The sequence below is a fragment of the Methylobacterium sp. WL18 genome, assembly GCF_008040015.1.
Lineage (GTDB): Bacteria > Pseudomonadota > Alphaproteobacteria > Rhizobiales > Beijerinckiaceae > Methylobacterium > Methylobacterium mesophilicum.
The window spans coordinates 1-4,055 of sequence record NZ_VRVD01000431.1 but is presented as its reverse complement, the minus strand read 5'-3'; the positions used below and the strand labels follow the sequence as shown (position 1 = coordinate 4,055).

Below are 4,055 nucleotides of genomic sequence, written 5' to 3'. Positions count from 1 at the left end.
ACCGGGCGGGGCGCGGCGTCGCTCTGCGCAGGCATGCCAGGGCCACGCTCGGAGGTGAGGCTCGCGAACACGCCTGAGACGCCCGGCATCTGCAGGATGCGCCCCTCCGCCTGCCGCCGCACCGGCTCGAACCGCTCGGCCTCGCTCGGATCGACCAAGATCGAGAACATCACCCGGTTGTTGGGATCGACCACGACCTGAGAGAGCCGCCCGGAGCCGGGCAGGGTGGTGCCGGCGGCATCGACGGTGACGGATTGGAGCGCGCGCAGCACGTCGTCGCGGGTGATCGCCAAATCGTCCTCCACCGGGGGAAAGCAGGTCTCGTTCCCGCTGCATGTAACCAAGCCCGGCGAGAACGCCAGACCCCGCCCTGGCTATCGAGCCCCTCCACTGTCTGCGACGCGTAGCGGTTTTCTCTCGAAATTGCCGGCCACCGGCCGTACATTCCAGGTTGGTACGGAGGTGGCGATGCGCGACGCTCGACGGTCGGACGGCAGTCCGAAGAACCGACGACGGGCCGATCGGTTGGAGGCCCGCGTGACGGCGGAGCAGAAGGCCCTCGTCGTGCATGCCGCAGCGCTCGAAGGACGCAGCATCCCTGACTTCGTCCTCGCGAGCGTCCAGGATGCCGCCAAACGCGCCATCGCGGAGCATGAGGTAATCCAGCTCAGCGTTCGGGATTCCCGCGCCTTCGTGGAGGCGCTCTTCGCGCCGCGCGAACCCAGTGCGCGGATGCTGGATCGCGTCGCCACTTACCGAACGCTGATCGGTGGCTCCAAGACGTGACCGTCGGCGCAAGACCGATCATCGAGCTGTTCGATGCCGGTCGGCACGAGCGATCCCGCTTCGCGTGCGGCGTCGATGCCCTCGATCGCTATCTCCGCTCGCAGGCCGGTCAGGATGCGCGCCGCCGGGTGGCGGCCCCGTATGCCCTGCTGGAGCCCCCGGAACCCACCATCCTGGGCTTTTATACGCTCGCCAACACCGCGATCCGGGCCACCGAATTGCCGGCGGAATTCGTCAGGAAACTGCCGCGCTACCCCGTCCTGCCGGCGACGTTGCTCGGCCGGCTGGCGGTCGACGCGACACGGCGCGGCACGGGGTTCGGCACGCTTCTCCTCTTGGATGCGCTGCTGCGCTGCCTCAGAAGCGAGACGGCCTCCCTGGCGGTGGTGGTCGACGCGAAGGATGAAGCAGCGGTCTCGTTCTACGAACGCCATGATTTCCTTCGGCTTCCGGATCAGCCCCGCCGTCTTTTCAAGCCGATGGCCGAGATCGAGACGCTGTTTGGCGATTCGTGAAGCGTGCCCGTCGGCCTCACCGCCGTCCCGGTGGAACCGCAATGAGATTGCATTCCTCCATCGGCCCTCGCATCGCGCTGCCGTCGCCGCGTCGGTAGAATCCGTGGCGAACGCGACGGCAGCCGAGCGGGCCGCGCAGGCGCTTCACGCGTTCGATATGGACGCTGCCGGCACGGCGCCCCGAAAAATCGTGGCCGCCGATCCGGACACCTGGCCCGAACCGCACCTCGGCGCAGGCTGGCGCGGCCGCCAGCCAGATCGATCCGATGAGCGCCGCCAGGCCCAGGCGGGCTCGCCACCGCCCGTTCGCTACCATCCCGAAACCTCCTGAACCAAGCGGGCCTTCGCCCGTTGTCGAGGCGACTTGCGGGCGGGGCCTCCCAGGAGGGGGCTGCCCGCGCGCCTCGAACGCCACGTCGGCGACAAGCCAAGGAGATCGGTTTCATGCATCAGGGCAACCACCGCGACCACGAGGGCGCGAAAAAGCTGTTCGAGCTGGTCAAGGACGTGAAGATCGCCATGATGACCACGGTCGACGCCGACGGGACGCTCAACAGCCGCCCGATGTGGAACAACGACGCCGACGAGAACGGCGACCTGTGGTTCTTCACCAAGCTGCACTCGCCCAAGACGGCCGAGATCAGCAAGGACAACCAGATCAACCTGGCCTATTCCGACCCGTCGAGCCAGACCTACGTGTCGGTCGCCGGCAAGGCCGAGATCGTGCGCGATCAGGCCAAGATCGACGAGAAGTGGAATGAGAGCCTGAAGACCTGGTTCCCCAACGGCAAGAACGATCCTGAAGTCGCGCTGATCCGCGTCCACCCGGAGAAGGGCGAGTACTGGGACAGCCCCAACAGCACGATGCTGCACCTCTACGGCTACGTGAAGGCTTCGCTCACCGGCGAGAGCCCCAAGACCGAGACCAAGAAGGTCGACCTCGCCTGATTTTTTTGGATCTGGCGACGTGGGTATCGGGGCGGCGCGTCGTGGGGACGTGCCGCCCCTCTTCTTGACGTAGCCGCGCCCGGCATGCGCTCTGCGCCGCGAGACGTGCGGACGAGTCCGAAAAACATGATTGATCTGGCGAAGCGGGTCTACGATCACAGCTTCCGCATCGACCCGATCGTGCGGTCCCTGCTCGACACCGATTTCTACAAACTGCTGATGGCGCAGACGATCCTGCGCCGGCATCCGCAGATCGACACCACCTTCGGGATCACCAACCGCACCAAGCGCATCCGCATCGCCGACGAGGTCGATGCCGGGCTGCTGCGCGAGCAGCTCGACCATGCCCGCAGCCTCCGGCTCAGCAAGGGCGAGGTGACCTGGCTGCGCGGCAACGTGTTCCGCGGCCAGGGGCGGATCCTCGGCCCGGAATTCGTGGCGTGGTTCGAGGGTTTTCAGCTGCCGGACTACGAACTCGCCGTCCATGACGGCCAGTACGAGCTGACCTTCCACGGCCCCTGGATTGAGACCACGATGTGGGAGGTCCCGGCGCTGGCGATCCTGAACGAGCTGCGGGCGCGCGCAGTGCTGCGCGGTCTCGGCAAGCTCGACCTGCAGGTGCTCTACGCCCGGGCGATGACCCGGGTCTGGGAGAAGATCCAGCGGCTGCAGAAGCTGCCCGACCTGTCGGTGGCGGATTTCGGCACACGGCGGCGCCACGGCTTCCTCTGGCAGGATTGGTGCGTGCAGGCGATGGCCGAGGGTCTGGGCGCGGCGTTCCTGGGCACCTCGAACTGCCTGATCGCAGCGCGACAGGAGGTCGAGCCCGTGGGCACCAACGCCCACGAATTGCCGATGGTCTACGCGGCGCTCGCCGAGGACGACGCGGCGCTCGCCGCCGCGCCCTACGCGGTGCTGGCCGACTGGCAGGAGGACTACGACGGCAACCTGCGGGTCATCCTGCCCGACACCTACGGCACCACCGGCTTCCTGGCGAACGCCCCGGACTGGGTGAGCGACTGGACCGGGATCCGCATCGATTCGAAGGACCCGATCGCGGGTGGCGAGGAGGTGATCCGGTTCTGGCAAGAGCGCGGCTACGATCCCAGGGACAAGCTCGCGATCTTCTCCGACGGGCTCGACATCGATGAGATCGAGCGCATCCATGCCCATTTCCACGGGCGCATGCGCATCGGCTACGGCTGGGGCACCCTGCTCACCAACGACTTTCGGGGTCTCCTGCCCGACGGCAAGCTCGATCCGGTCTCGGTGGTCTGCAAGGTCGTGGAGGCGAACGGCCGCCCCACCGTCAAGCTGTCCGACAACCCCACCAAGGCGCAGGGGCCGGCCGACGAGATCGCCCGCTACCGCCGGGTTTTCGAGGTCGGCGAGCAGGACACGCTGCCGGTGCTGGTGTGAGGGCGGACCGGCTTTGCAAATTCCGGCACAGGAACCGCGCTCTTTCCCGGACGCCGGGAACGTCAGTGGACGGTGATCCGGGACCCAGCACGAAGAGCGCCGCGCAGCGGCACCTTACCTAAACCACGCAGACGCTGCGCGTCGTCTTGCGCTGGGTCCCGGGTCGCATTCCGCTCACGCTCCATGCGCTCGGGAAAAGGCGGTGCCTGCGCGCAGATACGAAACGCCCCCCTGACGGACTCGAGCTTTATTCAGTATCGTGTCGACCAACAGGGCCGGCCCAGCGCGGCTCGCCCCCGGGAGAACGCCATGACTTTCAATCGCCGCTCGCTCATCGGCGCCGCAAGCCTCGCCCTGGCGGCGCCGGCCGTGCAAGGCGCGCAGGCC

6 protein-coding genes are annotated in these 4,055 nt (G+C 67.4%); 4 read left to right on the top strand and 2 right to left on the bottom strand.

What is annotated here, in order from left to right; translation table 11 throughout:
• The coding region (locus tag FV228_RS22300) for an iron-sulfur cluster assembly protein (protein ID WP_147856602.1) at positions 1–293 on the bottom strand (293 nt) is incomplete at its 3' end.
• A gap of 175 nt (positions 294–468) precedes the next feature.
• Here FV228_RS22300 and FV228_RS22295 point away from each other — a divergent pair.
• Complete coding sequence (locus FV228_RS22295) at positions 469–786, top strand: DUF1778 domain-containing protein (RefSeq protein ID WP_147856601.1); 318 nt, start codon at positions 469–471, stop codon at positions 784–786.
• Positions 783–1,301 carry a GNAT family N-acetyltransferase gene (locus FV228_RS22290; RefSeq protein WP_147856600.1) on the top strand — a complete coding sequence of 173 codons (519 nt, stop codon included), beginning with the start codon at positions 783–785 and terminating at the stop codon, positions 1,299–1,301. Before FV228_RS22295 ends, FV228_RS22290 begins: the two co-directional genes overlap by 4 nt.
• A gap of 16 nt (positions 1,302–1,317) precedes the next feature.
• On the opposite strand, the gene FV228_RS34350 is transcribed toward FV228_RS22290, so the two are convergent.
• Positions 1,318–1,617: a hypothetical protein gene (locus FV228_RS34350; RefSeq protein WP_147856599.1), complete on the bottom strand. Its 300-nt coding sequence runs from the start codon at positions 1,615–1,617 to the stop codon at positions 1,318–1,320.
• A 128-nt stretch (positions 1,618–1,745) separates the two neighbouring features.
• On the opposite strand from FV228_RS34350, the gene FV228_RS22280 reads away from it, so the two are divergent.
• Both FV228_RS22280 and pncB read left to right on the top strand, forming a co-directional pair.
• Entirely contained in the window at positions 1,746–2,249 is a 504-nt protein-coding gene (locus FV228_RS22280) for a pyridoxamine 5'-phosphate oxidase family protein (RefSeq protein ID WP_147856598.1), read from the top strand.
• Between the two features lie 126 nt (positions 2,250–2,375).
• Positions 2,376–3,668: a nicotinate phosphoribosyltransferase gene (pncB, locus tag FV228_RS22275; RefSeq protein WP_147856597.1), complete on the top strand. Its 1,293-nt coding sequence runs from the start codon at positions 2,376–2,378 to the stop codon at positions 3,666–3,668.
• Positions 3,669–4,055 lie beyond the last annotated feature (387 nt).